26 protein-coding genes are annotated in these 23498 nt (G+C 49.0%); 24 read left to right on the top strand and 2 right to left on the bottom strand.

All coding sequences use genetic code 11. The annotated features are described in order from the left end of the window. Nucleotides 1-33: 33 nt before the first annotated feature. Entirely contained in the window at nt 34-309 is a 276-nt protein-coding gene (locus C792_RS0113910) for a transition state genes transcriptional regulator AbrB (RefSeq protein WP_026090380.1), read from the bottom strand. Between the two features lie 275 nt (nt 310-584). On the opposite strand from C792_RS0113910, the gene metG reads away from it, so the two are divergent. The 5 genes from metG (at nt 585) to C792_RS0113885 (ending at nt 5214) form a co-directional block, all read left to right on the top strand. Then, nucleotides 585-2561, top strand: coding sequence for a methionine--tRNA ligase (gene metG, locus C792_RS0113905; RefSeq protein WP_017550066.1), 1977 nt, complete (start codon nt 585-587; stop codon nt 2559-2561). Between the two features lie 17 nt (nt 2562-2578). Further along, nucleotides 2579-3346 carry a TatD family hydrolase gene (locus C792_RS0113900; protein ID WP_017550065.1) on the top strand — a complete coding sequence of 256 codons (768 nt, stop codon included), beginning with the start codon at nt 2579-2581 and terminating at the stop codon, nt 3344-3346. Between the two features lie 75 nt (nt 3347-3421). Next, on the top strand, nt 3422-3976 hold the full coding sequence (gene rnmV / locus C792_RS0113895) for a ribonuclease M5 (RefSeq protein ID WP_017550064.1): 555 nt from the start codon (nt 3422-3424) through the stop codon (nt 3974-3976). A 1-nt stretch (nt 3977) separates the two neighbouring features. Next, the gene (gene rsmA, locus C792_RS0113890) at nt 3978-4871 is read left to right on the top strand and encodes a 16S rRNA (adenine(1518)-N(6)/adenine(1519)-N(6))-dimethyltransferase RsmA (RefSeq protein WP_017550063.1); all 894 of its coding nucleotides are present in this window, start codon (nt 3978-3980) and stop codon (nt 4869-4871) included. Between the two features lie 79 nt (nt 4872-4950). Then, complete coding sequence (locus C792_RS0113885; RefSeq protein ID WP_017550062.1) at nt 4951-5214, top strand: Veg family protein; 264 nt, start codon at nt 4951-4953, stop codon at nt 5212-5214. A gap of 98 nt (nt 5215-5312) precedes the next feature. On the opposite strand, the gene C792_RS0113880 is transcribed toward C792_RS0113885, so the two are convergent. Further along, the gene (locus tag C792_RS0113880) at nt 5313-5876 is read right to left on the bottom strand and encodes an NADPH-dependent FMN reductase (protein WP_017550061.1); all 564 of its coding nucleotides are present in this window, start codon (nt 5874-5876) and stop codon (nt 5313-5315) included. Between the two features lie 189 nt (nt 5877-6065). Between C792_RS0113880 and C792_RS0113875 the strand changes: the two genes are divergently transcribed. The 19 genes from C792_RS0113875 to hpt all read left to right on the top strand — a co-directional run bounded on the left by C792_RS0113875 (nt 6066) and on the right by hpt (nt 23493). Then, entirely contained in the window at nt 6066-6971 is a 906-nt protein-coding gene (locus C792_RS0113875) for a LytTR family DNA-binding domain-containing protein (protein WP_017550060.1), read from the top strand. Nucleotides 6972-7134: 163 nt separating this feature from the next. After that, entirely contained in the window at nt 7135-7983 is an 849-nt protein-coding gene (locus C792_RS0113870; RefSeq protein ID WP_017550059.1) for an ABC transporter ATP-binding protein, read from the top strand. A gap of 1 nt (nt 7984) precedes the next feature. Next, a complete protein-coding gene (locus C792_RS0113865) occupies nt 7985-8689 on the top strand; it encodes an ABC transporter permease (protein WP_017550058.1) in 705 nt (234 codons plus the stop codon). An 89-nt stretch (nt 8690-8778) separates the two neighbouring features. Further along, nucleotides 8779-9249, top strand: a complete 471-nt coding sequence (locus C792_RS0113860; RefSeq protein WP_017550057.1) for a flavin reductase family protein — start codon at nt 8779-8781, stop codon at nt 9247-9249. Nucleotides 9250-9341: 92 nt separating this feature from the next. After that, complete coding sequence (gene ispE, locus C792_RS0113855) at nt 9342-10187, top strand: 4-(cytidine 5'-diphospho)-2-C-methyl-D-erythritol kinase (protein WP_017550056.1); 846 nt, start codon at nt 9342-9344, stop codon at nt 10185-10187. A gap of 63 nt (nt 10188-10250) precedes the next feature. After that, on the top strand, nt 10251-11099 hold the full coding sequence (gene purR, locus C792_RS0113850) for a pur operon repressor (RefSeq protein ID WP_017550055.1): 849 nt from the start codon (nt 10251-10253) through the stop codon (nt 11097-11099). A 22-nt stretch (nt 11100-11121) separates the two neighbouring features. Next, complete coding sequence (locus C792_RS0113845) at nt 11122-11502, top strand: RidA family protein (RefSeq protein ID WP_017550054.1); 381 nt, start codon at nt 11122-11124, stop codon at nt 11500-11502. 65 nt (nt 11503-11567) lie between these two features. Then, nucleotides 11568-11942: a septation regulator SpoVG gene (spoVG, locus tag C792_RS0113840; RefSeq protein WP_017550053.1), complete on the top strand. Its 375-nt coding sequence runs from the start codon at nt 11568-11570 to the stop codon at nt 11940-11942. A gap of 141 nt (nt 11943-12083) precedes the next feature. Further along, a complete protein-coding gene (gene glmU / locus C792_RS14935; protein ID WP_017550052.1) occupies nt 12084-13445 on the top strand; it encodes a bifunctional UDP-N-acetylglucosamine diphosphorylase/glucosamine-1-phosphate N-acetyltransferase GlmU in 1362 nt (453 codons plus the stop codon). A gap of 12 nt (nt 13446-13457) precedes the next feature. Continuing rightward, complete coding sequence (locus tag C792_RS14930; RefSeq protein ID WP_017550051.1) at nt 13458-14432, top strand: ribose-phosphate diphosphokinase; 975 nt, start codon at nt 13458-13460, stop codon at nt 14430-14432. A 111-nt stretch (nt 14433-14543) separates the two neighbouring features. After that, nucleotides 14544-15191, top strand: a complete 648-nt coding sequence (locus tag C792_RS0113825; RefSeq protein ID WP_017550050.1) for a 50S ribosomal protein L25/general stress protein Ctc — start codon at nt 14544-14546, stop codon at nt 15189-15191. A gap of 63 nt (nt 15192-15254) precedes the next feature. After that, a complete protein-coding gene (gene pth, locus C792_RS0113820; protein WP_017550049.1) occupies nt 15255-15830 on the top strand; it encodes an aminoacyl-tRNA hydrolase in 576 nt (191 codons plus the stop codon). Then, nucleotides 15820-19290: a transcription-repair coupling factor gene (gene mfd / locus C792_RS0113815; protein ID WP_017550048.1), complete on the top strand. Its 3471-nt coding sequence runs from the start codon at nt 15820-15822 to the stop codon at nt 19288-19290. The genes pth and mfd overlap by 11 nt, the downstream gene beginning before the upstream one ends. Next, nucleotides 19287-20453: a MazG nucleotide pyrophosphohydrolase domain-containing protein gene (locus C792_RS0113810; RefSeq protein ID WP_017550047.1), complete on the top strand. Its 1167-nt coding sequence runs from the start codon at nt 19287-19289 to the stop codon at nt 20451-20453. The genes mfd and C792_RS0113810 overlap by 4 nt, the downstream gene beginning before the upstream one ends. A 2-nt stretch (nt 20454-20455) precedes the next feature. Then, entirely contained in the window at nt 20456-20731 is a 276-nt protein-coding gene (locus C792_RS0113805; protein ID WP_017550046.1) for an RNA-binding S4 domain-containing protein, read from the top strand. Nucleotides 20732-20793: 62 nt separating this feature from the next. Next, nucleotides 20794-21189: an FtsB family cell division protein gene (locus C792_RS0113800; RefSeq protein ID WP_245537548.1), complete on the top strand. Its 396-nt coding sequence runs from the start codon at nt 20794-20796 to the stop codon at nt 21187-21189. Nucleotides 21190-21278: 89 nt separating this feature from the next. After that, nucleotides 21279-21659 (top strand): S1 domain-containing RNA-binding protein, encoded by a 381-nt coding sequence (locus C792_RS0113795; RefSeq protein ID WP_017550044.1) that lies wholly within the window; start codon nt 21279-21281, stop codon nt 21657-21659. 59 nt (nt 21660-21718) lie between these two features. Beyond that, nucleotides 21719-22957, top strand: a complete 1239-nt coding sequence (tilS, locus tag C792_RS0113790) for a tRNA lysidine(34) synthetase TilS (RefSeq protein ID WP_017550043.1) — start codon at nt 21719-21721, stop codon at nt 22955-22957. Continuing rightward, a complete protein-coding gene (gene hpt, locus C792_RS0113785) occupies nt 22954-23493 on the top strand; it encodes a hypoxanthine phosphoribosyltransferase (RefSeq protein WP_017550042.1) in 540 nt (179 codons plus the stop codon). Before tilS ends, hpt begins: the two co-directional genes overlap by 4 nt. Nucleotides 23494-23498: the final 5 nt, after the last annotated feature.

The following is a 23498-nucleotide window of genomic DNA, read 5'->3' as shown; positions in this document are numbered from 1 at the left end:
CCGCACTGGTCCATCGATTTTTATTATCTCTATTTAATCCATTTTTGATTTTATCTCATCGATAAGCTGCTGAGCACCTTCCTGGCTCAGAATGATACGGCCGTCTGCGAGGCGCATGTTCTTCTCGGATACATCACCGGTGATCGCACAAGTCATCTGTGGTTTGTATTTTTTGAGGATGATTGTATCATCATCAGTGTAAATTTCGAGTGCATCCTTCACTTCGATATCCAATACACGTCTTAGCTCTATAGGAATGACCACTCTTCCCAATTCGTCTACTTTACGTACAATTCCTGTTGATTTCACAACAAATCCCTCCATACTTTCCGCTCTTCATCAATTGCTGATATTTTTCTGAGTCAGTGATGAAACGTATTAAGAATATAACTTTTGATACCCCCATGCCGGCAACCCGAAACATGTAACTATCATATGTCTTGGATAATGTCAACGGGGTTTTCCCTGGATTTCCAAGTTCTTGCTGATTATAGCACAGAGGAGATGCAAGACGCCACTGATATCATTGAAAAGCGATGCGAAATTCGTTATATTTAATAGATGAACTAATAGGAGGAAAAGGCATGGAAAAACCAACTTACTATATCACCACTCCGATATATTACCCGAGCGGCAAACTGCATATCGGCAACGCCTATACAACGATTGCGTGTGACGTCATGGCGAGATACAAGCGCATGCGCGGGTTTGATGTCTACTATCTGACTGGTGCGGATGAGCACGGACAGAAGATCGAGAAGAAGGCGGAAAAGATGGGGATCTCCCCTCAGAAGTATGTGGATGATATGGCTGAATACATGAAAGAACTGTGGTCGGTCCTTGAAATCACCAACGATCAGTTCATCCGTACGACCGGGGATGCCCATAAAAAGGCGATACAGCAGATTTTCGAGCGCCTCCTGGAACAGGGGGACATCTATCTCGGGGAATATGAAGGCTGGTATTCCGTTGAGGATGAGGAATTCTTCACAGAGACACAGCTTGATGAAGTGTACAAAGATGAAGACGGCAATATGATCGGTGGTGTGGCACCGAGCGGCCACGAAGTGGAACTGGTCAAGGAGGAAAGCTATTTCTTCAGAATGAGCAAATATGCAGACCGTCTGGAAAAATTCTATGAAGACAATCCGGATTTCCTCAAACCTGCTTCGCGCAGAAATGAAATGCTGAACAACTTCATCCGTCCGGGACTTGAGGACCTGGCGGTGTCAAGAACGACATTCTCCTGGGGCGTTCCGGTATCATCCGATCCGAAACACGTGGTGTATGTATGGATCGATGCGCTGTGCAATTATATCACGGCACTTGGATACGGCTCTGACGATGATTCCCTCTTCCAAAAGTACTGGCCGGCCGACCTCCATATGATCGGTAAGGAAATAGTGCGTTTCCATGCCATCTACTGGCCGATTATGCTGATGGCCCTGGATCTGCCGCTGCCTAAAAAACTTCTGGGCCACGGCTGGCTCGTCATGAAGGACGGCAAGATGTCCAAATCGAAAGGCAATGTCATCTATCCTGAAACTGTCGTTGAACGCTACGGCCTTGATGCCCTCCGCTATTACCTGATGCGGGAAGTGCCTTTCGGCTCAGACGGCGTGTTCACACCGGAAGCCTTCGTGGACCGCACGAACTACGACCTTGCCAATGACCTGGGGAACCTCGTGAACCGTACGATCTCCATGGTCAATAAATACTTCGACGGCCACCTTCCTGACTATAGAGGCCATCAGAACGAATTTGATGAAAACCTGGAAGAGACGGTCAGGGAGAATGTCCGTCTTTATGAAGAGTCGATGGAGGAAATGGAATTCAATAAGGCGCTCCGTGCTGTATGGACAATCATCAGCCGGTCGAACAAGTACATTGATGAGACGACCCCGTGGGTGCTTGCAAAAGATGAAGCGAATCAAGAGGCCCTCGGCAATGTGATGGTGCACCTGGCGGAGAATATCCGCATAGCGGCCATCCTGCTCAAGCCTTATCTGACCCATGGTCCGAAAGAAATCTTCAGGCAGATGAATATCACCGATAACAGCCTCCAGACATTCGATTCAATCTTCAAGTACGGCAGTATCAAGATTGATGAACAGATGGTCAAAAAACCCCGGCCGATCTATCCGAGACTGGATGTGGAAGCGGAAGTGGCACATATCAAGGCACTGATGACGCCTGATAAGAAAGAGGCTGATGAGGGGGAGGAAGAGTCTGCGGAAGGCCTCATCACCATCAGGGATTTTGACAGGATTGAAATAAAGGCTGCGACAATCATCCAGGCCGAAGGTGTTAAAAAAGCCGATAAGCTTCTGAAGATCCAGGTTGACCTCGGCAATGAGGAACGCCAGATTGTATCCGGCATCCGTTCGCAGTATGAACCGGAGGATATCATCGGCAAGAAAGTGCTTGTCGTAACGAATCTTGAGCCGGTCAAGCTGCGCGGGGAACGTTCTGAAGGCATGATCCTGACGGCGGAGAAAGGCAAGAGCCTGACACTCATCTCTGTACCCGACGGAATTGAAAACGGCAGTACTGTAAAATAACTGTTGGAGTGATTGCAATGTTGATAGACACGCATGTACATCTCAATGCAGACCAGTATGATGACGATCTTGAAGAAGTGATGCAGCGTGCCGGTGAGGCCGGCATAGAGAAGATGGTCGTTGTGGGGTTCGACCGTAAGACGATAGAGCGTACGATGGAGCTCATAGAGAAATACACGAATGTATACGGAGTCATCGGGTGGCATCCTGTGGATGCCATCGACTGCACAGATCAGGATCTTGAGTGGATCGAATCATTGTCCGGCCATCCCAAAATTGTCGGTATCGGAGAGACCGGTCTCGACTATCACTGGGATAAGTCTCCGCATGATGTGCAGAAGGAGCTGTTCAAAAAACAGATTGCTCTGGCAAAAAAGGTGAATCTTCCGGTCATCATCCACAACAGGGAAGCCACCCGTGACTGCATTGAAATACTGAAATCGGAAGGTGCCCATGAAACGGGCGGCATCATGCATGCTTTCAGCGGAAATGAGTCTGATGCCGATACTGTCATCGGCATGAACTTCCATGTGTCGTTGGGCGGTCCTGTCACATTTAAAAATGCGCAGAGGCCGAAAGATATCGCTGTACATGTGCCGATTGAAAGGCTTCTCGTCGAAACGGATGCACCTTTTCTGCCCCCGCATCCCTACAGGGGTAAAAGGAACGAACCGGCATATGTGAAACTCGTTGCCGAGAAAATAGCAGAGCTGCGCGGAATGTCATATGAGGATCTGGCAGCGCAGACAACAAGGAATGCCGAGGCACTTTTTGGCATTCAGTGATGGAATCACCGCCATGCGGTGATTTTATTTTTGGATAAATAATTGTGGTATGATGGAAACAGGGAGCGAAAAATTATGGAAAAACCGGTTATAAAAGAAGTCGTTATTGTGGAAGGGCGCGATGATACCAGGCGTCTGAATGAGGCAGTTTCCTGTGAAACAATCGAAACCAGGGGATCGGCCATCGATGGTACAGTAATGGACGAAATAGAAGTTGCTTTAAGTACGCGGGGGGCGATCATTTTCACCGATCCTGATTTCCCCGGCCATAAGATCCGCAATACAATTCTGGAACGGTTTCCCGGGATAAAAGAAGCTTTTCTGCCGCGTGATAAGGCCAAAGGCAGACTCGGCGGGATCGGCGTCGAGCATGCGAGTATCGAATCCATACGTGAAAGCCTGTCACAGGTCTACACGAATATGCCGGTGACAGAAGAGGCGGTCACAATCCAGGACATGACGGGATGGGGGCTGTCAGGTACTTCTGAAGCTTCATTCAGGAGAAGGCACCTGTGCGACCGCCTGAACATCGGATACGCAAATGCCGGCCAGCTGAGGAAGAAGCTGAACCGGTATAATATCGACAAAGCACGTATAGCGAATATACTGGAAGAATTGGCGGGGGAGTAATATGAAAGATATTGCGACGGCGGGCAGAACAAAGCAAATACTCGCGGCTCACGGCTTTTCATTCAAGAAAAGCCTGGGGCAGAATTTCCTGATAGACCTGAATGTCATCAGGGAGGTGCTGGATAAGGCGGATATCGATGAAAATACGGGAATCATAGAAGTCGGGCCGGGCATCGGCTCACTGACTGAACAGCTGGCCAGACGCGCCGGGAAAGTGGCTGCTTTTGAAATAGATCAGAGACTTGTGCCGGTACTGGCGGACACACTTTCCCCCTACAGTAATGTAACCGTCATAAACCAGGATATCCTAAAAGCGGATATTAAGGATGCGATAGACAAGCATTTTTCAGGCTGCGATGAAGTGGTGGTGGTTGCAAACCTGCCGTACTACATTACAACGCCGATACTTATGAACTTCCTGGAGCAGGATCTCCCGATTGCACGGTATTATGTGATGATGCAGAAAGAAGTGGGTGAGCGCATCAGCGCCGGACCGAACAGCAAATCCTACGGTTCGCTGTCCATCGCCATCGATTACTATACCGAGGCGCGTGTAATCCAGCAGGTGCCGAAGACCGTATTCATGCCGCCGCCGAATGTCGATTCCATCATTGTGGAAATGGTGAAGCGGGAGAGGGGCAAAGTGGATATAGGTGATGAAAACCTGTTCTTCAGGTTGACGCGCGGCGCCTTCGGGCAGCGGCGTAAGACAATCCTGAACAATTATATGAGTGTGTTTGAAGACGGCAAGAAGTACAAGGACAGTGTCCGCCGGCTGCTGGAAGCGGCAGGGATCGATCCAGGCCGCAGAGGCGAGAGCATCTCGATTGAGGAATATGCCGATATTTATCACAAGCTAAAAAATTTCCCTGAATTGAAAATAGTTTCCCAATAGATACAAAAGTAAATGATTTCGACGGTTTTTTGACAGAATTATGTAAACTTGCTATAATAGATTCAGTGAGGTGGGCCAAATGCCAAAAACTTTAGTCGACATCAAAAATATTCTTGAATGTCAATTGGGAAATCCAGTTTTACTTCGTGCAAACGGAGGGCGCAAGAAATTGATTGAACGACGGGGTATCCTTAGAGAAACGTATCCTTCTGTCTTCGTCGTAGAGCTTGATCAGCAGGAACATAACTTTGAAAGAGTGTCATATACATATACTGATGTATTGACATCAAATGTCGAAGTGACATTCTATAATGATGAAAGAGAAGCATTTGTAATCCAATAATTGAACGGGAAAAACCATCATCTTGCCGGATGATGGTTTTTTATTATAGAACTAAAAAACCGGACATAAACAATATGACCGGTGTGATGAATCGGTGATCATCGGATCGTTTTAAGGCCCTTTGCCCAGCTGACAGTGGTTGCAACCACGTTTTCGATTGTTGCATTGTGGACTTCAGCCGGTTTGAAAGTGCTCATGTTTTCAAAATCTGTGAACAGGCTGAACGCACCGAAAGGCGCCACTGTTGCGACGTTCAGATTGCTGAGGATCTGACGCAGGGAGAGCGTTGCCGCAACTGCAAGCGTGGAACCATAGCCTACGATACCGGCAGATTTGTTGCCCCACTCAGGTCCGATGTAGTCGATTGCATTTTTAAGGGGTGCTGTGACACTCTTGTTGTATTCCGGTGTGATGAAGATGTAGCCATCGAGCTCATCGATCTTTTTAGACCATGCATTGATCGCATCAGTGGAATACTGCTTGTTTACCATTGCTGGCGGGAGGTCTTCGTTGAACATCGGGAAGTCGTAATCTTTGATGTCGACGATTTCGAATTCTGCCTCGAGGTCCATCTTTTCAGCAAAATCCTTTACCCATTCTGCAACCTGCATGTTAACGCGTGCCTTACGTGTGCTGCCTGTAACGATACCTATTTTAACCATTATATATGCCTCCATCAATTTAATTACATATTGATTACTAGTTATAAAAAGTAACCACGTTATATATAATACACCATTTTTAAGACTTTGCAAGCTTTTCAGATCGATTAGTTCAAACTTCTTTTAGTCTATTTAATAGCGGCTAACTTATATTATAATAAAAGGATACGAATAATGGGGTGAAGATGCATGCGGGAGATCAGAATAGCCGATATCATTGATAAGAATAATGACCAGTCCATAAAGTTTCACAGCGGCGCAAGCTCTGTCATTCAGATGCCTGTCGAATATATCGACAGAGTGACAGATCTTGCTTTCAAGGATGTCCATATACTTAAAAACACTGTTCCAGTCTATGAACGTCTCACAGTGAAGGACCATGTCAGTTTTTATAAAAAATGGAATAGGAGCGGGCTGGGGATTTCTGACATGATCCGGCAGTATGAACTGGAATCCGTGTCTCATAAACGCCTCACCCACTGCACCGCTGAAACCATCCAGCGGCTTGCCTATATCCAGGCGGTGCTGGCGGATCGGCAGGCGGTGCTGGCTGTAAATCCTTTGTATAATGCCGGCATTGAAAATATAAGGCTGTTCCATAAGATGATGGAGCAGATGGCGCATGCGGGGAAAGCGTTGATTGTGATTACCAGCAGCACTGAAGAGGCGTTCGTGATAAGCAGCAGGATTGCTCGTCTGAGCGAACAGGGGCTCAAAGAAGTTGAAACCGAAATGCCGGAAGAAAAAAACAACCAGGCGTCCCTGAAGCGCATCAAGGCAAAAGCCCGGGATAAGACAATTTTCATCGATCTGGAGGATATTGAGTATATAGAAAGCAATGATGGGAAAGTCTATATAAATATTTCCCGGGAAAAGTTCATCATTGAATGGACACTGGCAGAAACAGAAAAGAAATTGGGGGATTACGGTTTCTACAGATGCCACCGGTCCTATATTGTCAACCTTGATAAAGTGAAGGAGATCATTACATGGTCGAAAAATACCTACTCGATTGTAATGGAAAACCAGGAAAAAACAAAAATTCCATTATCCCGGATGAAATATAGTGAAATTCAGGAGCTTCTTGTCGTGTAGCTGTACATTTCAGACGAAATAGATACCATTCAACGGAAATCAGATGCATTTATACCCTATATCACACAGTTCATGGTATTTTTCCAACCATTCATCCCCATAAGGTCGCGGCCCTTTGCAATCAGACGTAAACTTGGGTCAACACATGAAGGAGGTATGGACAATGGAAGCAATCATAACTGCAGAAGGTCTGAAAAAAATTTTCGGGAATGAGAAAGCGCTGGATGGAATAGAGTTTGAAATAGGACGTGGAGAAATATTCGGATTGCTCGGGCCGAGCGGTTCCGGCAAGACCACCACGATTAAAATACTGACGGGTGAATTCGAACCCGATGCGGGCAGCGTGGAAATACTGGGCTACGAACATGAAGAATTCGGCGGATCATCCTATATAAAACAGTTGGGGATCCTGTCAGACAACAGCTCGCTGTATGACCGTCTGACAGTGAAGGATAACCTGGAGCTGTTCAGGAAGCTGTATGGCACTGATAAGGAAAAAGTGATGCAGGTGCTAAAGGAGGTCGGCCTGGAAAAACACGCTGATAAAAGAGTGTCGGTGCTGTCAAAAGGAATGAAGCAGCGCATACTTCTTTGCAAGGCGATTCTCCATGAACCCGAGATACTGTTTTTGGATGAACCGACAAGTGCCCTTGACCCGATTACTACGGACAGGATCCATGATATGCTGCTGCGCATCAAGGACCGGGGGACCACCATCATGCTGACGACCCATGACATGGACGAAGCGACGGCTCTGTGCGACAGGGTGGCGTTCCTTAATAACGGCAGGATACTGGAACAGGGGGCACCGGAATTCCTGAGGCATGCCTATAAAAAGAATGAGGTCCATATTACAATGAACGGGGGCAGGACGATGAGCATTGAACGGAGTGCTGATAACAGGACGGAACTTGAAGATGCCTTATTCGATTCCGAAGTCATCGATATCAGGACGGATTATCCGACACTTGGTGAAGTATTTAAAAATGTTACCGGAAAGGAATTGGTCTGATATGAACACTGGACGGATAATGGCGATATTCGAAAAAGACCTTAAAGAATTTACGCGAAATATGATGTTGTTCACTACGACACTCATTCCGATACTGATGGCATTCATGTTCAGGAATGCAGGACCGGACAGTACAGAGGCTCCAGCTGTACTCATTGCGGTTATCATAGGTACGGCCTATTCAACAATCCTGTGCAGCAGTATCATGACGATGATGGCGGAGGAGAATGAGAAGGATACGCTCCGCGGCCTGGTGCAGTCCCCGGCTTCGATGCTGGATATCCTGACCGGCAAAAGCCTGGTGGTCATCATGATGACCGGTATCTCACTCGGCCTTTCCATACTGGTTATGGATGCGGAAATGTCGTGGGGGACGGGCGGCATCGCAGCGCTTGTGCTGCTGGGCCTGTTCTTCCTGTCTCTCGGCATCGCTGTCGGGCTGGAAGTGAAAAGCGTCGCGACAACCTCTGTCTATCTGCTGCCGATCATGCTCGTATTCGGCTTTACCCCGATGATAGAAACCATTGTGAGGGATGAATCTCACATCGTGCGTCAGGTTGCTGAGTATCTGCCGGTGTACCAGTATGTGTTCATCCAGGAAGGCACAGAAGTACTGCCACTGCTCATTTTATGTGGGTGGGCGGTACTCGGTCTCATATATGCGGCATGGGCATTTAAAAAACGTATGAATGATGAAAACAAATAGAAAATTTTCAGACTAATTGGGAATATGGTACATTGAATGTATCTGTTCCCAATTTTTTATTCATATTAAACGAAGAAGGAAGTGTTGTAATGGAAGATCGTACGTTCAGGAACGCAATGGGAAGGTTTGCGACCGGAGTGACTGTAATTACTGTGAATGAGGGCGGGGAGACCCATGGTATGACTGCGAATGCATTCATGTCGGTATCGCTCGACCCCAAACTTGTTCTGATTTCCATAGATAATCGTGCAGCCATGCTTGATAAATTGAAATCTGCAGATTCATTCGGCATCAGCATGCTGACAGAGGGGCAGAAGCATCTGTCGAAGCATTTCGCCAAACAGGAAATATTTGAAGGGGAGATCAGCTTTGATGTGATTGATGAAGTACCGGTGCTTAGGGACAGTCTGGCTGCACTGGTATGCAAAAATTATCAGCAGGTTCCTGCGGGGGACCATACACTCATACTGGGCCAGGTGGAAGAAATCCTGTTCGAGGAAGGCGAACCGCTGACTTTCTTCAAAGGTCAGTACGGCGGCATCAGGAGCGACGCCCGGTGAGGCGGCTGCAAGTTTATGACAAAGTGCGTATTGTATCAGGTCGTTTTATGATAAACTGATACAAAAATGAACGTACAAATGGAAGTGAAACAATGCATTTTGAAACTGCGCCGGCAAAGATAAACCTGACGCTGGATACCCTTTTCAAAAGGAGAGATGGTTTCCATGAGGTCAATATGGTGATGACCACCGTGGATCTGAATGACCAGCTTTCCTTTTCGAAGCGGAAAGACAAAAAGATAATCATCGATACAGAACACCAGTATGTGCCTACAGACAGACGCAATCTGGCCTATCAGGCAGCGAGACTGATGATGGAGACATACGGCATAGAGACCGGCGTCAACATCACTATTGATAAGCGGATTCCCATTGCGGCAGGCCTCGCCGGCGGTTCGGCGGATGCTGCGGCAGCCTTCCGCGGGATGAATGCCCTCTATGATCTGGGGATAGAAACCGCGGAACTTGCTGAACTGTCATCAAAGCTGGGCTCGGACATCCCTTTTTGCGTATACGGGGGGACCGCGATTGCCTCGGGCAGGGGAGAGAAAATCGAACATCTGCCGAAGCCGCCCAACGCCTGGGTGATCCTGGCGAAACCGAAGATCAATGTTTCGACAAAGACGGTCTATCAGGCATTGAAGCCCGGGAGTAATCGGCCGGGATCGCGGGAAATGGCTGCGGCGGTCAAAGAAGGGAATTATAAGGAAATCATTGCCCTTATGAAGAACGATCTGCAGGAGGTGACCTGCCGCAGGCATCCGGAGGTCGCAAGGCTGATAGACAGCATGTCAGTGAGTGGTGCGGACTGTGCAATGATGAGTGGCAGTGGTCCGACAGTATTCGGTTTCGTCCAAAAGGAGAGGCAGGCGGCGCATCTGTATAATGCCATGAAAGGCTGTTGTTCCGAAGTTTATAAAGTAAGATTGCTCGGTTGATTGCTCAAATCCGAACTTTTATGTTAATATCTTTATATAAAATACGGTATTAGGAGTTATCTTATGAAATATAAACGCAGTGAGCGTCTCGTGTTCATGACCCGGCACTTGAGCACCCATCCAAATCAGCTGATTCCATTGACCTTTTTCGTGGAGAAATTCAACCAGGCCAAGTCTTCGATCAGCGAGGATATCCGGATTATCAAGGAAGTATTCGAAAACGATGGTATCGGTACTGTCCGGACAACAGCGGGTGCCGGCGGCGGCGTGACATTCCAGCCGAGAATCAGCTACAGCCGTGCAGAGGAGATCGTGGAGGGGTTCATGGACATGCTGAAGACGAAGGAACGTCTGCTTCCCGGAGGCTACCTTTACATGTCCGACATCATGGGGAATCCCACCCTCATGAACGATATCAGTGAACTGATTGCCACAATGTACGGAGATGAGGAAATTGATGCGGTCGTGACGATTGCGACAAAAGGGATTTCACTCGCGAATGCTGTCGCACGCAAGCTGAATGTGCCTGTGGCCGTAATCCGCAAAGACAACAAAGTGACAGAGGGCTCCACAGTCTCAGTGAACTATGTCTCCGGCTCTACGCGTAAGATAGAGACGATGGTACTGTCGAAGCGGACCTTGAAAGAAGGCTCGAAGGTGCTCGTCGTGGACGACTTCCTGCGGGCAGGAGGTTCCATCACCGGAGTCATCAACCTCATGGAGGAGTTTGCAGCCACAGTGGTCGGTGTCAGCGTGCTGGTGGAGGCCAAACAGGTGGAACACCGCCGTTTCAATGATTATACTTCCCTTCTGAAGGTGTCGGATATTGATGAATTCAACCAGTCCTTCCTGGTGGAGGAAGGCAATTGTCTGGAACACATTGAAGAAACGTTTCAAAAGCATGAATCTTAAAATGTGAAGGAGATTTTATACTATGGAACCAATTAATTCTAAAAATGCACCGGAAGCACTCGGACCGTACAGCCACGGAGTAAAAGTCGGAAACATGTTCTACTCCTCCGGACAGATTCCCCTCACGCTCGAAGGGGAGATTATTTCAGATGATGTCCAGGAGCAGACCAAGCAGGTGATGGAGAATGTCGGCGCAGTGCTTGAAGCGGCCGGCATGGGTTTTGAAGATATAGTGAAAACGACGATTTTCATCAGCGACATGGGCGACTTCCCGAAGATCAACGACGTTTATGGCGCTTATTTTCCGGGTAAACTACCTGCAAGATCATGTGTAGAAGTGAGTCGTCTACCTAAAGATGTACAGGTTGAGATTGAAGTCGTTGCATCGAAAATGGAACCATAAAAGTATTGGTGGACTGAAGCAGTACACATACGATCCAACAATAATCTTATTGGGGGAAGCATACTATGAAAATAACAGATGTAAGACTGCGGAAAGTAAATAACCAAGACAACAGGATGAAAGCACTTGTATCCATTACGTTTGATGATGCATTTGTAATCCATGACCTCAGGGTCATTGAAGGTAATAATGGTCTTTTTGTGGCGATGCCGAGCAAACGGACGCCGGACGGTGAATTCCGGGACATTGCCCATCCAATTCACTCCGATATGCGCCAGCATGTGCAGGAGGAAGTGATGAGAGTATATGAAGAATCGGAAGCCGAAGTGAATGATTCGGACGACAGCGCTACGGAGACAACGGAATCACCGGTGGATCCGACAGAAGAACAGGTGACCAATGCGGAGAACCCCGATGCAGAAGATGATGAAGATAAATAGTGATTGCATACCCGTGAAGCAAAGCGTTGCTTTACGGGTTTTTTATTGGCCGAAATACCTTTTTGGACATATATCCGTTTCGTCTTGAAAGTGCCCAGTCAGTAAAATATAATTAGAGTAGTCATAAACTGGAGGTAGAGTATGCAAACGAGAGCGATTATTCTGGCGGCCGGCAAAGGCACGAGGATGAAGTCCGAAAAATTCAAGGTGCTCCATGAAGTATGTGGCACTCCGATGATCCAGCATGTCATCAGCAATCTGAATAAATCGGGAATCACCGATATCTATGCTGTGCTGGGTCACGGCTCTGAGACTGTGAGCACGTATCTGGGTGACGGCATCCGTAAGACGGTGCAGGAGCAGCAGCTGGGAACGGCACACGCAGTGGGGCAGTGGAAAGAGGAACTGGCGGACCTTGAGGGCCACACCATGGTCGTGTGCGGGGATACACCGCTCATTACGGAGACGACGATGCAGGAGTTCATGAAGTACCACCTGGATACAGGGGCAAAGGCGACCATCCTTTCATCCCGTACGCGTGCACCGTTCGGATACGGCCGCATTGTCAGGAAGGAGAACGGCTCTGTCAAACGTATCGTCGAAGAGAAGGATGCCACGGATCTCGAACGCGAAATCAAGGAAATAAGCTCCGGGACTTTCATATTCGACAACAGAGCGCTGTTCAGCGCGCTTGAAAACGTCGACAACGATAACGCACAGGATGAGTATTATCTGCCGGATGTCGTTTCCATCCTCCGGAGCCGGGGTGCCCGTGTCGAAGCCTACATTTCTCCGGATTTTGAGGAAACGCTCGGCATAAATGACAGAGTTGCTCTCGCGAATGCTGAGGAGATACTTAGGAAACGCATCAATACGATGCACATGCAAAACGGTGTCACACTCATCCACCCGGAAACGACATATATCGATGCCGAAGTGGAGATTGGCACGGATTCCATAATTTATCCGGGGGCAATCATCCGTGGAGACACAAAGATCGGTAAAAATGTTATCATATCCTCTGGAACAGAAATCAAGGATTCCATCATCGATGATGAAGCAGAGATCAGGCATTCTGTGGTGACGGAAGCGAAAGTGGGCAGAGGCACCAAGGTGGGGCCCTATGCCCAGCTCAGGCCACAATCCGAGCTTGGTGAGGAAGTGAAGATCGGCAACTTCGTCGAAGTGAAGAAATCAAGGCTTGAAAAGGAATCCAAAGTGTCGCATCTCAGCTATATAGGGGATGCCACCATCGGCGCCAGGACCAACGTCGGTTGCGGAACGATTACAGTGAATTATGATGGTAAGAACAAATTCAAGACTGAAATCGGCATGGATTCATTCATCGGCTGCAACTCGAACCTCGTGGCTCCGGTCAAGATCGGTGACAGATCATTCATCGCAGCGGGATCGACGATCACTGATGAAGTTCCGGAAGACAGTCTTGCAATCGCAAGGAACAGACAGACGACAAAGACGGGATATTACAATAAAGACAATTAATGGAGGATGAACATGTTAGCTTCTAGCAACCAGTACAAAAATTCCAGCCTGCGCCTTTTCTCTTTGAAAGGCAACGAGCCGCTCGCAGAAGAGATTGCTGAACAAATCGGCATCCCTTTGGGAAAGATTACGGTACAGCATTTTTCCGATGAGGAAGTACAGGTCAATATCGAAGAGAGCGTGCGGGGATGTGACGTATTTGTCGTCCAGCCGACAAGCCAGCCGGTCAACGAACATCTAATGCAGCTGCTGATCATGATCGATGCACTTAAACGCGCTTCAGCGGCAACGATCAATATTGTAATGCCGTATTACGGTTATGCACGCCAGGACCGCAAAAGCCGTGCGCGTGAACCGATCACAGCGAAGCTTGTTGCAAATCTGATCGAGACAGCTGGGGCGGACAGAGTGATTTCACTCGATCTGCATGCACCTCAGATACAGGGGTTCTTCGATATTCCGATTGACCACCTCATGGGTGTGCCGATCCTGAGTGACTATTTCCTTGAACATAAAGATCTGAACTTCGATGAAGTCGTCGTTGTTTCCCCGGATCACGGCGGCGTAACGCGCGCGCGCAAGATGGCCGACCGTCTCAAGACGCCGATTGCCATCATCGATAAGCGCCGTCCGAAGCCGAATGTTGCGGAAGTGATGAATATCGTCGGCGAAATCGAAGGCCGCACTGCCATCATCATCGATGACATCATCGATACGGGCGGCACGATGAAACTTGCTGCACAGGCACTTCTCGATAAAGGTGCCAAAGAAGTGTATGCATGCTGTACGCACCCTGTGCTTTCCGGGCCGGCTATTTCCCGGATCGAGGAGTCAGTGATCAAAGAACTGGTTGTAACGAATTCCATACAGCTGCCCGAGGAGAAGAAGATAGACAAGATAGTGGGGCTTTCTGTCGGAGAGCTGATGGCGCAGGCGATTGTCCGGGTTTATGAAGAAGAATCCGTCAGTATCCTGTTTGACACTTAATTTGTCAATGTTTCTTTTACAAATGTATGGGTAATGTGCTATTATTATGCATGGCTATGTGTTAAATTAGGTAAAAGAAGACTGTCTGTAAATGAAAGGTGGAAATATACCATGGCAAAATTGGCTTCAGCAGCAAGGGAAGGCAAGGGACAGCGTTCTGAGCTTACAGAACTGCGTTCCACAGGGAAAATCCCTGCAATCGTTTACGGTTACGAAGTGGAGAACACTAACGTTTCAGTAGATGAGAACGAATTTATCAAAGTAATCCGCGAAGTGGGCCGTAACGGCGTAATTGCATTGGACCTCAATGGAAAAGCGGTTAACGTGATGGTGACGGACTATCAGTTCGATTCACTCAAAAACCAGATCACTCATATAGACTTCACAGCAATCAACATGAAGTCCGAAGTTACAGTGGATGTAACAATTGAATTGTCTGGCGAAGCTGCGGGTGTCAAAGAGGGCGGCGTAGTAGAGCAGCCTTCTTTCCAGGTTCAGGTCACTGCGACCCCGGATAACATTCCAGAGTCAATCGAAATCAATGTGGAAGCTCTTGAAATCGGAGACTCAATCCATGTATCCGACCTGCGTCAGGGTGCCAACTACACTATTGAAAATGAAGATGAAGAAACGCTTGTCAGCATTGTACCTCCACAGAAAGAGGAAGATCTTGAAGAAGAGGCTGAAAGCGAAGAAGTTGAAGGTTCAGAAGAAGGCGAAGAAGCCGCTTCCGAGGGAACTGAAAACGAAGAGCAATAATCATGATGTTTTAACGGCGGTGGAGTTCCCATCGCCTTTTTTAACGTTGTATGAGGTGATATGATGAAATGCATCATTGGATTGGGCAATCCGGGGAGAAAATACGAAAAAACACGTCATAACATCGGGTTCATGGTGATAGACCGGCTTTCTTCGGATCTGGGTATTGGACTCTCGCAGAATAAATTCAAGTGCAGCTACGGTGCTGGATACGTAAATGGCAAGAAGGTCATGCTGGTAAAGCCGCAGACATTCATGAACCTCTCCGGGGAAGGAGTCCGTCCGCTGCTGGATTATTATAAGATAGCGGTTGAGGATATCCTGGTGCTGTATGATGACCTCGATCTGCCGGTCGGCAAACTGAGGCTCAGGCAAAAGGGTTCGGGCGGCGGCCATAACGGCATAAAATCTCTGAACCAGCATCTGGCTACGGATAAATACAAACGCATCCGCATCGGCATAGACCGGCCGGACCCGGGCGGTTCCATCACGGGTTATGTGCTCGGCAGGTTCACGAAAGAGGAATCGGCACTGATTGACAAAGTGACAGCCAGGTCTGCAGAGGCATCTGCAGATTTCGTAACGGTGCCGTTCCAGGATGTTATGACTGAATATAATGGTGATGTAAATGAACAGTAAAGTATCGGAAAGGATACAGCAGGATGAGCGGTTCCTCGAAGTGGCGGATCATAAAGACCGCCTAAATATGATGGTGACCGGCGTCAACGATGATTTCAAGCCGACGCTCCTGTACGAGCTGTCAAGGAAGGAAAGCCGTCCGATTGTCCTGTTCGTACAGAATAACCATCAGATGGAGAAGATTTCAAATCCCCTGATGGATATGATGGACAACGTCTACACTTTCCCTGTAGGCGATATCATGATAGAGAATCATGCCAAACAAAGTCCTGAATTCATGAAATCCAGGATGAGTGCATTGTTTGCTCTGGCCCACAACGAGCCGGGGCTATTTGTCGTGCCGGTACATGCACTTTTAAAACCGCTGATGCCGAAGGAAAAGCTTCTCAGTTACGAGAAGACGGTAAAGATCGGCACCATTCTGGACTATGACGGGTTCATAGAAGACCTGGTGAGTCTGGGGTACAGAAGAATGAACCAGGCGGTCCATTTCGGGGAATTTGCTGTACGTGGTGACATTATCGATATCCATATGCCTGAGCAGCTCGTACGTGTCGAACTCTTTGATGATGAAGTGGATTCCCTCCGGGCCATTGACCCCGAGACGCAGCGTTCCATCGGCAATATCGATTCCTTCACGATGGAGCCTTATGCAGAGTATATACTTGAGCAAAAAGAGCGCGAAACCCTTCTCGGGAAGATAGAAATGCTGTACCAGGAGACGAAGGAAGGGCTCGACAGTGCCTCTTTGGAGACTCTGGATGACTACTATGACACAGTTACCCACCCCGATCAGACATTCAACCACCTTGTACAGTACAGCCACCTCCTCGAAGACGGCGGGGTCTCCATCCTCGACTACATCACAGACGGCCACCGCCTCATCATCGATGAAGTCAAGAACATGGAGGCGGCATATGAAACAGAATTCAATTCTGTGGGCACATACTATGAATCGATGGTGGAAGCCGGGCGCATGCTAAAAGGCGGCGGCAACTATCTGGAGGGCCAGTATGCACGCCTGCTTGCACGTGATGGCAGCACATACTTCAACCTGTTCACAAAAAGCATGCCGGTTGAAATCGGACACATTGTAAAGATTTCCGTCCGTCCGACTGAAATATACTACGGCCAGTATGACATACTGGCATCCAATCTGAATAAGATGCTCGGTGACGACTATATGATCAGCATCGTCCTCCGTGACGAGGAGGAGGTATCGAAGACGCACCAGCTGCTCGAGGATCTGAAGATCCAGAGCTACATCGGGGAGATGCCGTTGGAGTCAGGCGTTGTGCTGACCACCGGCACGCTTGGGAAAGGGTTCATCCTGCCGTTCATGAAAGTGGCTGTTTTAGGTTCGAAGGAGCTCTACAACAAGACAGCACGCAAAAAGAAGCGGGCGAAAAAACTCTCCAACGCCGAAAAGATCAAATCCTACCAGGAGCTGAACGCGGGCGACTACGTCGTCCATGTCCATCACGGCGTCGGCCGCTACATGGGCATCGAGACACTGGAAGTCGGCGGCATCCATAACGACTACATGAAACTGCAGTACAGGGGCACAGATCAGCTCTATATCCCTGTCGATCAGATGGACCTGGTCCAGAAATATGTCTCAAGTGATGATGGTCAGCCGAAGATGCACAAACTCGGGGGCACCGAATGGAAGAAGACGAAGGCCAAGGTTGAGGCAAATGTCAACGAAATTGCGGATGAGCTGCTGAAGCTCTATCAGGAACGATCGCAGTCTGAGGGTTTCCGGTTCTCGGAAGATACGGAAATGCAGGCCTCTTTTGAAGCGCGCTTCCCGTACGAGCCGACACCCGACCAGTATGCTTCTGTCGGGGAAATCAAGAAGGACATGGAGAACATCCGTCCGATGGATCGCCTGTTATGCGGGGATGTGGGATACGGCAAGACCGAAGTGGCAATCCGGGCGGCATTCAAGGCTGTGCAGGACGGCAAACAGGTGGCATTCCTAGTGCCGACGACGATCCTTGCAGCACAGCATTTCGAAAGCCTGATCGAACGGATCGAGGACTTCCCGGTCAACGTCGAGATGATGAGCCGTTTCAGAACTTCGGCCCAGCTGAAGAAAACACGGGAAGGCCTCAAAAAGGGTACGGTCGATATCGTGGTCGGCACTCATAAGATACTGGCAAACACCGTCGAATACAAAGACCTCGGCCTCCTGATCATAGATGAGGAGCAGCGCTTCGGTGTGAAGCACAAAGAAAAGATCAAACAGCTGAAGACGAACGTGGATGTGCTGACACTGACTGCAACACCGATTCCAAGGACGCTCCACATGAGCCTGACCGGCGTCAGGGATCTTTCTGTCATTGAGACACCGCCGGAAAACCGTTTTCCGGTACAGACCTACGTTCTCGAATTCCAGCCGAATTTCGTCAGGGAAGCGGTGGAACGGGAGCTTTCCCGCAGCGGTCAGGTGTTCTACCTGCACAACCGGGTGGATACGATCTATCAGAAGAAAGCGCATGTCGAGGCGCTGGTCCCGGACGCGGAGGTTGCAGTGATGCATGCGAAAATGAATGAGAAGGAAGTCGAGGAGACCATGCTGGCTTTTGTAAATGGAGAGTACGATGTCCTTGTAACCACGACCATCATCGAGACCGGTGTGGATGTGCCGAATGCCAACACACTGATCATCGAGGACGCCGACCGGTTCGGTCTCAGCCAGCTGTATCAGCTCCGGGGCCGTGTCGGCAGGAGCAGCCGCATCAGTTATGCCTATCTTTTCCATCAGCCGGACAAAGTGCTGACGGAAGTGGCGGAAAAGCGCCTCGAGGCCATCAAGGAGTATACAGAGCTGGGCAGCGGATTCAAGATTGCCATGCGGGACTTGAACATCCGCGGGGCGGGGAACCTGCTTGGCAAGCACCAATCCGGTTTCATCGACTCCGTGGGATATGAACTTTATTCCGAAATGCTGGAAACGGCCGTCAAGGAAAAACAGGGCATCGAGCCGGAGCCGGAACCGGTGAACATCCCTGTGGACATCACCCTCGATGCCTATATACCGGGCACCTACATTACGCATGAGCAGTCCAAGATAGATATTTACAAGCGTCTCAGGAAAGCGGATTCCATCGAAGCCATACAGGACATAGAAGATGAGCTTCTCGACCGCTTCGGTGATTATCCGGTTGAGGTGGAACGGCTGCTGCAGCTTGTCCGCATCAAAGTGTATTCCCTCCTGTTCGGCATCTATCAGGTGAAAGAGGACAGCCGGCACTTCCACCTTCATGTCTCACGGAATGCGACAGAGCAGATTGACGGGGAGAAACTGTTCATGGATACGGCCGAGTACGGCCGCATCATGAAGATCTCCGTGCAGGATAACGAGATGAAGATTGCACTCAGGACCAAGGATGTGGCGGAGCTCATCGAAATCATGAAAACAATCCAGGACAGCAGGATGGAGGAAGCGATATGAATAAAATAGAAATTATCGGGCTTGGGACATCGGACCTGGATCAGATGCCGCTTGGCGTATGGAAGCGTCTCAGGTCAGCGGATAAGGTTCATCTGCGAACAGACGGCCACCCCGTGGCGCGTGAGCTTGAATCGGAAGGCGTGGAGACAGTAAGTTTCGATCATCTCTATGAGATGCATGATACCTTCGAGGAAACCTACTCGGCGATTGTGGCTGCACTCGTTGCCGCGGCCCGTGACCGTGATGTCATATACGCTGTCCCGGGCCACCCGATGTTTTATGAAACGACAACGGAAATGCTCCTCGCGAGGGAGGGGTCAGGAGAAATCCACGTTGAAGTATCGGGTGGACAGAGTTTCGTCGATGTGGTCATCGGTGCATTCAAAGTGCCTGTGAATGAAGGGTTCCAGGTTCTCGATGGCACCGCACTTGCCGTCGGCGATCTTGATTTCAACAAGCACACTCTCATCACCCAGGTATACGACACCCTCAGCCTGAATGAGGCGAAGCTCACACTGCTGGAATATTATTCGCCGGAGACGAAAGTGCAGCTCGTAGATGCAGCGGGGAGCCGGGATGAAAAGATATACAGCACCGGGCTCCATGAGATCGACCGCCTGGGTATCAGCAGCAACCTGCTCTGTCTTTATATACCGAAGACGGAGGACGTCAGACTGGTGGAACGAGATATTCATTATATGACTGAAGTGTTCGATACGCTTGTCGGCGAGGACGGCTGCCCGTGGGACAAGGTGCAGACCCATGAATCGCTTGAAAAACACATGATCGAGGAAACGTTCGAGGTCATCGAGGCGATAGAACAGCGGGATGACGACGCAATCGTTGAAGAGCTCGGGGATATTCTGCTGCAGGTTGCACTTCACAGCGCAATCGGAAAAAAAGAGGGATATTTCGATTTCTTCGATGTGCTCGGAAGTCTGAATGCGAAAATAGTCAGACGTCATCCTCACGTTTTCGGGGATGAGTCGGCGGAATCAGTGGATGATTTGAAGCGCATATGGAGCGAGGCCAAGAAGAATGAGGGCAAGAAAGAGAAGATAAAGCATGAGAAGGAATACGGCGAAAAAGTGCTCGGCTGGATGAAGGAAACCATCCATGAAGGGCGCACGCTGGAAGATATACTGAAAAAGGGGGGGGAATAACCATGAGATTGGACAAATTCCTCAAAGTGTCACGCGTGATCAAACGGCGCCCGCTCGCCAAGGAACTGAGCGACGAAGGGCGTGTGAAAGTAAATGGCAGGACGGCAAAAGCCGGGACCGACCTGGCTGTCGGTGACGAGGTGGAAATACGGTTCGGCCGGAAGGTTCTTACATTCGAAGTACTGGAGCTCGGAGCGCATGCCAAAAAAGAGGATGCGGAGCGCATGTATAAGGTGCTGAAAGAGGAGAAAATTGAAAGTGAGACCGATTTTCTCTAGTAAACATGTCGCTTATGGTGTATTTTATAAATAGAGAATGCACAATTAAGGGATGTGATGCATTGGCTAACAAAGTGGTCAGGATGATCAATGGCTATACGAAAAAGCGGGACGCTGAAAAGAAGGTGCGCCGCAATGAAAACCGTGTTGCCAAAAAACGTACAATGCTGTTCGGCAGCCTGATGCTGCTGCTGGTGGGCATCCTGCTGATCGTGGCTTTCAACCAGAAGACTCAGAACCAGCTGCTGCAGGAAGAACTTGTTCAGACCGAGGAAGTCATGGATGAACGGGTGGCCGAGGAAAAAGACCTTGAGCAGCAGATAAAGCAGCTGAATGATGAGAACTATATTGCAAGAATTGCGCGAAGTGAATTCTTCTTCTCTGAAGAAGGGGAGATTGTTTTCAATTTGCCGGAATCAAACGATGAAAACGCTGAAAAAGAAGTGCAGGAAGAATAATCGTTACAATATTGTAATGATTATTTTTCTTTTTAATGGTATTATTATATATAGCGAGTAAATGATAATTGGGAGGATAATATATCAAGATGTCAGTTGAAGTGGGCAGTAAAGTTATCGGGAAAGTCACGGGTATCAAGAATTTCGGTGCGTTTGTTGAACTGCCGGGAGGAAAGACAGGACTAGTGCACATCAGTGAGGTTGCGGATCAGTATGTAGAGGATATCAATGAGCATCTCAGTGTGGGCCAGGAAATTGAAGTGAAGGTCCTATCCGTCGGAGACGATGGTAAAATCAGTCTGTCCATAAAAAAAGCAAAAGAGCAGAAACCAAAACCGAGGCCGCGCAGGGAAAGTTCGCCGGAAGATTTCGAGAAGAAGCTGTCCAGCTTCCTGAAGGATAGTGAGGACCGCCTCTCTACGATCAAAAGGCAGACGGAATCACGCCGTGGCGGCAGAGGTAAAAGATAATAGATATATACAGACGATTCCAGTAATCGTCTTATTTTATTTTACGGGAAGTGTAGGCTATGGAACTAAGATGTTCCTGGGACAAAGATGATACGGTGGCACTTGCGATTTCCGGCGGCGTGGACTCCATGGCCCTCTACCATCTGTTGAAAACTTCATACAGTAATACTTTCGGACGTCTTATACTGCTGCACGTCAACCACGGTCAGAGGGCGGCATCGGAAGCGGAGGCGGCCCATATAATGAATATGGCCGCAGCGGATGGTGTCCTGTGCGAAACGGTCCGGCTTGATATCGAAAAGGGTGATTTCAGCCAGGCGGCGGCGCGTGAAGCACGCTATCAGTTTTTCGATGAGATGATGGTGCGCCACGGCGTCCGCGTCCTCCTCACTGCCCATCACCTGGATGACCAGTATGAGTCTGTGATGCACCAGCTGCTCACCGGCAGGTATCTGCCGGGCAGGATGGGGATACCATACGCGCGGGAGGAGGGAGGATACCGCATCATCCGGCCGCTGCTCCACATCCCGCGTGCGGCAATTGAAGCCTATGCCGGCCGTCACCAGGTGACATATTTTGAAGATGAGTCCAACAGCGGCACGGACTATACCCGCAATTATATCCGCCACAATCTGATGAAGGATATCAGGGCATCGGAGCATCTCCAGCCGGACCAGCTTCTGAAGTTGTCGGAGGATCTGGGGGAGATCGACGGCATGCTGCGCGAAGAGGCTGCGGATTTCATCTCAGGCCGGCAGGTGCTGTCACGGGAAGAGCTCAACGAAAGGCGGAGGATCAGCCGTATCTATATAGTGAACGCGTGGCTCGCATCCCGGGGGCTCGGTGCGAGGCGGAGATACATTGAAGAGATGCTTGATGTAGCATCCTCCGGCACCGCCCAGGCGGAATTCCCCGTGGGCGACCGGCTGGTGGTGATCGCCTATGATGAAATTCGAATTGAGGCAGGGGATTCTGTTACGCTTCACCGTCTCGATATCACCGAGAACGGAATGTACAGCTTCAACGGATACAAGATTACGGTTGAAATGGCCCCCTCGGAACTGCCCGTCCGCGTACGGACTAGAAAGGAAGGGGACAGAATCTTTGTGCCGGGCGTCGGCACGAAGAAGCTCTCCCGCCTGTTCATCGACCGGAAAGTACCGAAGTATGAACGGGAGACCATGCCGGTGGTCACAGGCCGGGATCATCAAATTATTGCAGTGGGCATAATTTATAATATAATGAAGACACGAGGGAATCACAGTCGATTAAGTGTCGAAAAAGGAGTAAGGCAATGAGTATTAACAATGATATCAGCGAGGTTGTATTGTCCGAGGAGGAAATCCAGGCAATCGCAAAAGAACTGGGGGAGAAGATCACCAGGGACTATGAAGGGAAGACACCCATACTTGTCGGGCTGCTCAAAGGCTCCATCATGTTCATGTCCGACCTGATCAAATACATAGATACGCATCTTGAGATAGATTTCATGGATGTTTCAAGCTATGTAGGCACGAAATCTTCCGGGGAAGTAAAGATATTGAAAGACCTGTCCACTTCAGTGGATGGCCGTCATATCCTGATTGTCGAGGATATCATCGAAACCGGGACTACATTGAACTCGATTGTCGATCTGATCGCCTACAGGAATGCGGCATCACTCGAAATTGTGACACTTCTGGATAAGCCCGTGAACCGTAAGCTTCACGTGGATGTGAAATATGCAGGGACGGAAATCCCTGATGGATTTGTTGTCGGATATGGGCTTGATTTCGATGAAAAGTACAGAAATCTGCCGTACATCGGCCTTTTGAAACCAGAGCTTTATCAATAAGTCAA

This window comes from Salinicoccus carnicancri Crm (assembly GCF_000330705.1).
In the GTDB taxonomy this organism is placed as follows: Bacteria; Bacillota; Bacilli; order Staphylococcales; family Salinicoccaceae; genus Salinicoccus; species Salinicoccus carnicancri.
Note: the sequence above shows the minus strand (reverse complement) of the source record. Positions and strands in the feature narration are given on the sequence as shown.

What these genes read in the sequence shown, in the direction of transcription:
- C792_RS0113885 (WP_017550062.1), top strand. Translation starts at nt 4,951, where the DNA reads ATGCCAAAAACTTTAGTCGACATCAAAAATATTCTTGAATGTCAATTG.
- C792_RS0113865 (WP_017550058.1), top strand. Translation starts at nt 7,985, where the DNA reads ATGAACACTGGACGGATAATGGCGATATTCGAAAAAGACCTTAAAGAA.
- hpt (WP_017550042.1), top strand. Translation starts at nt 22,954, where the DNA reads ATGAGTATTAACAATGATATCAGCGAGGTTGTATTGTCCGAGGAGGAA.
- C792_RS0113870 (WP_017550059.1), top strand. Translation starts at nt 7,135, where the DNA reads ATGGAAGCAATCATAACTGCAGAAGGTCTGAAAAAAATTTTCGGGAAT.
- rsmA (WP_017550063.1), top strand. Translation starts at nt 3,978, where the DNA reads ATGAAAGATATTGCGACGGCGGGCAGAACAAAGCAAATACTCGCGGCT.
- glmU (WP_017550052.1), top strand. Translation starts at nt 12,084, where the DNA reads ATGCAAACGAGAGCGATTATTCTGGCGGCCGGCAAAGGCACGAGGATG.
- purR (WP_017550055.1), top strand. Translation starts at nt 10,251, where the DNA reads ATGAAATATAAACGCAGTGAGCGTCTCGTGTTCATGACCCGGCACTTG.
- mfd (WP_017550048.1), top strand. Translation starts at nt 15,820, where the DNA reads ATGAACAGTAAAGTATCGGAAAGGATACAGCAGGATGAGCGGTTCCTC.
- spoVG (WP_017550053.1), top strand. Translation starts at nt 11,568, where the DNA reads ATGAAAATAACAGATGTAAGACTGCGGAAAGTAAATAACCAAGACAAC.
- rnmV (WP_017550064.1), top strand. Translation starts at nt 3,422, where the DNA reads ATGGAAAAACCGGTTATAAAAGAAGTCGTTATTGTGGAAGGGCGCGAT.
- C792_RS0113805 (WP_017550046.1), top strand. Translation starts at nt 20,456, where the DNA reads ATGAGATTGGACAAATTCCTCAAAGTGTCACGCGTGATCAAACGGCGC.
- ispE (WP_017550056.1), top strand. Translation starts at nt 9,342, where the DNA reads ATGCATTTTGAAACTGCGCCGGCAAAGATAAACCTGACGCTGGATACC.
- pth (WP_017550049.1), top strand. Translation starts at nt 15,255, where the DNA reads ATGAAATGCATCATTGGATTGGGCAATCCGGGGAGAAAATACGAAAAA.
- C792_RS0113900 (WP_017550065.1), top strand. Translation starts at nt 2,579, where the DNA reads ATGTTGATAGACACGCATGTACATCTCAATGCAGACCAGTATGATGAC.
- C792_RS0113810 (WP_017550047.1), top strand. Translation starts at nt 19,287, where the DNA reads ATGAATAAAATAGAAATTATCGGGCTTGGGACATCGGACCTGGATCAG.
- C792_RS0113795 (WP_017550044.1), top strand. Translation starts at nt 21,279, where the DNA reads ATGTCAGTTGAAGTGGGCAGTAAAGTTATCGGGAAAGTCACGGGTATC.
- tilS (WP_017550043.1), top strand. Translation starts at nt 21,719, where the DNA reads ATGGAACTAAGATGTTCCTGGGACAAAGATGATACGGTGGCACTTGCG.
- C792_RS0113875 (WP_017550060.1), top strand. Translation starts at nt 6,066, where the DNA reads ATGCGGGAGATCAGAATAGCCGATATCATTGATAAGAATAATGACCAG.
- C792_RS0113880 (WP_017550061.1), bottom strand. Translation starts at nt 5,876, where the DNA reads ATGGTTAAAATAGGTATCGTTACAGGCAGCACACGTAAGGCACGCGTT.
- C792_RS14930 (WP_017550051.1), top strand. Translation starts at nt 13,458, where the DNA reads ATGTTAGCTTCTAGCAACCAGTACAAAAATTCCAGCCTGCGCCTTTTC.
- C792_RS0113825 (WP_017550050.1), top strand. Translation starts at nt 14,544, where the DNA reads ATGGCAAAATTGGCTTCAGCAGCAAGGGAAGGCAAGGGACAGCGTTCT.
- metG (WP_017550066.1), top strand. Translation starts at nt 585, where the DNA reads ATGGAAAAACCAACTTACTATATCACCACTCCGATATATTACCCGAGC.
- C792_RS0113860 (WP_017550057.1), top strand. Translation starts at nt 8,779, where the DNA reads ATGGAAGATCGTACGTTCAGGAACGCAATGGGAAGGTTTGCGACCGGA.
- C792_RS0113845 (WP_017550054.1), top strand. Translation starts at nt 11,122, where the DNA reads ATGGAACCAATTAATTCTAAAAATGCACCGGAAGCACTCGGACCGTAC.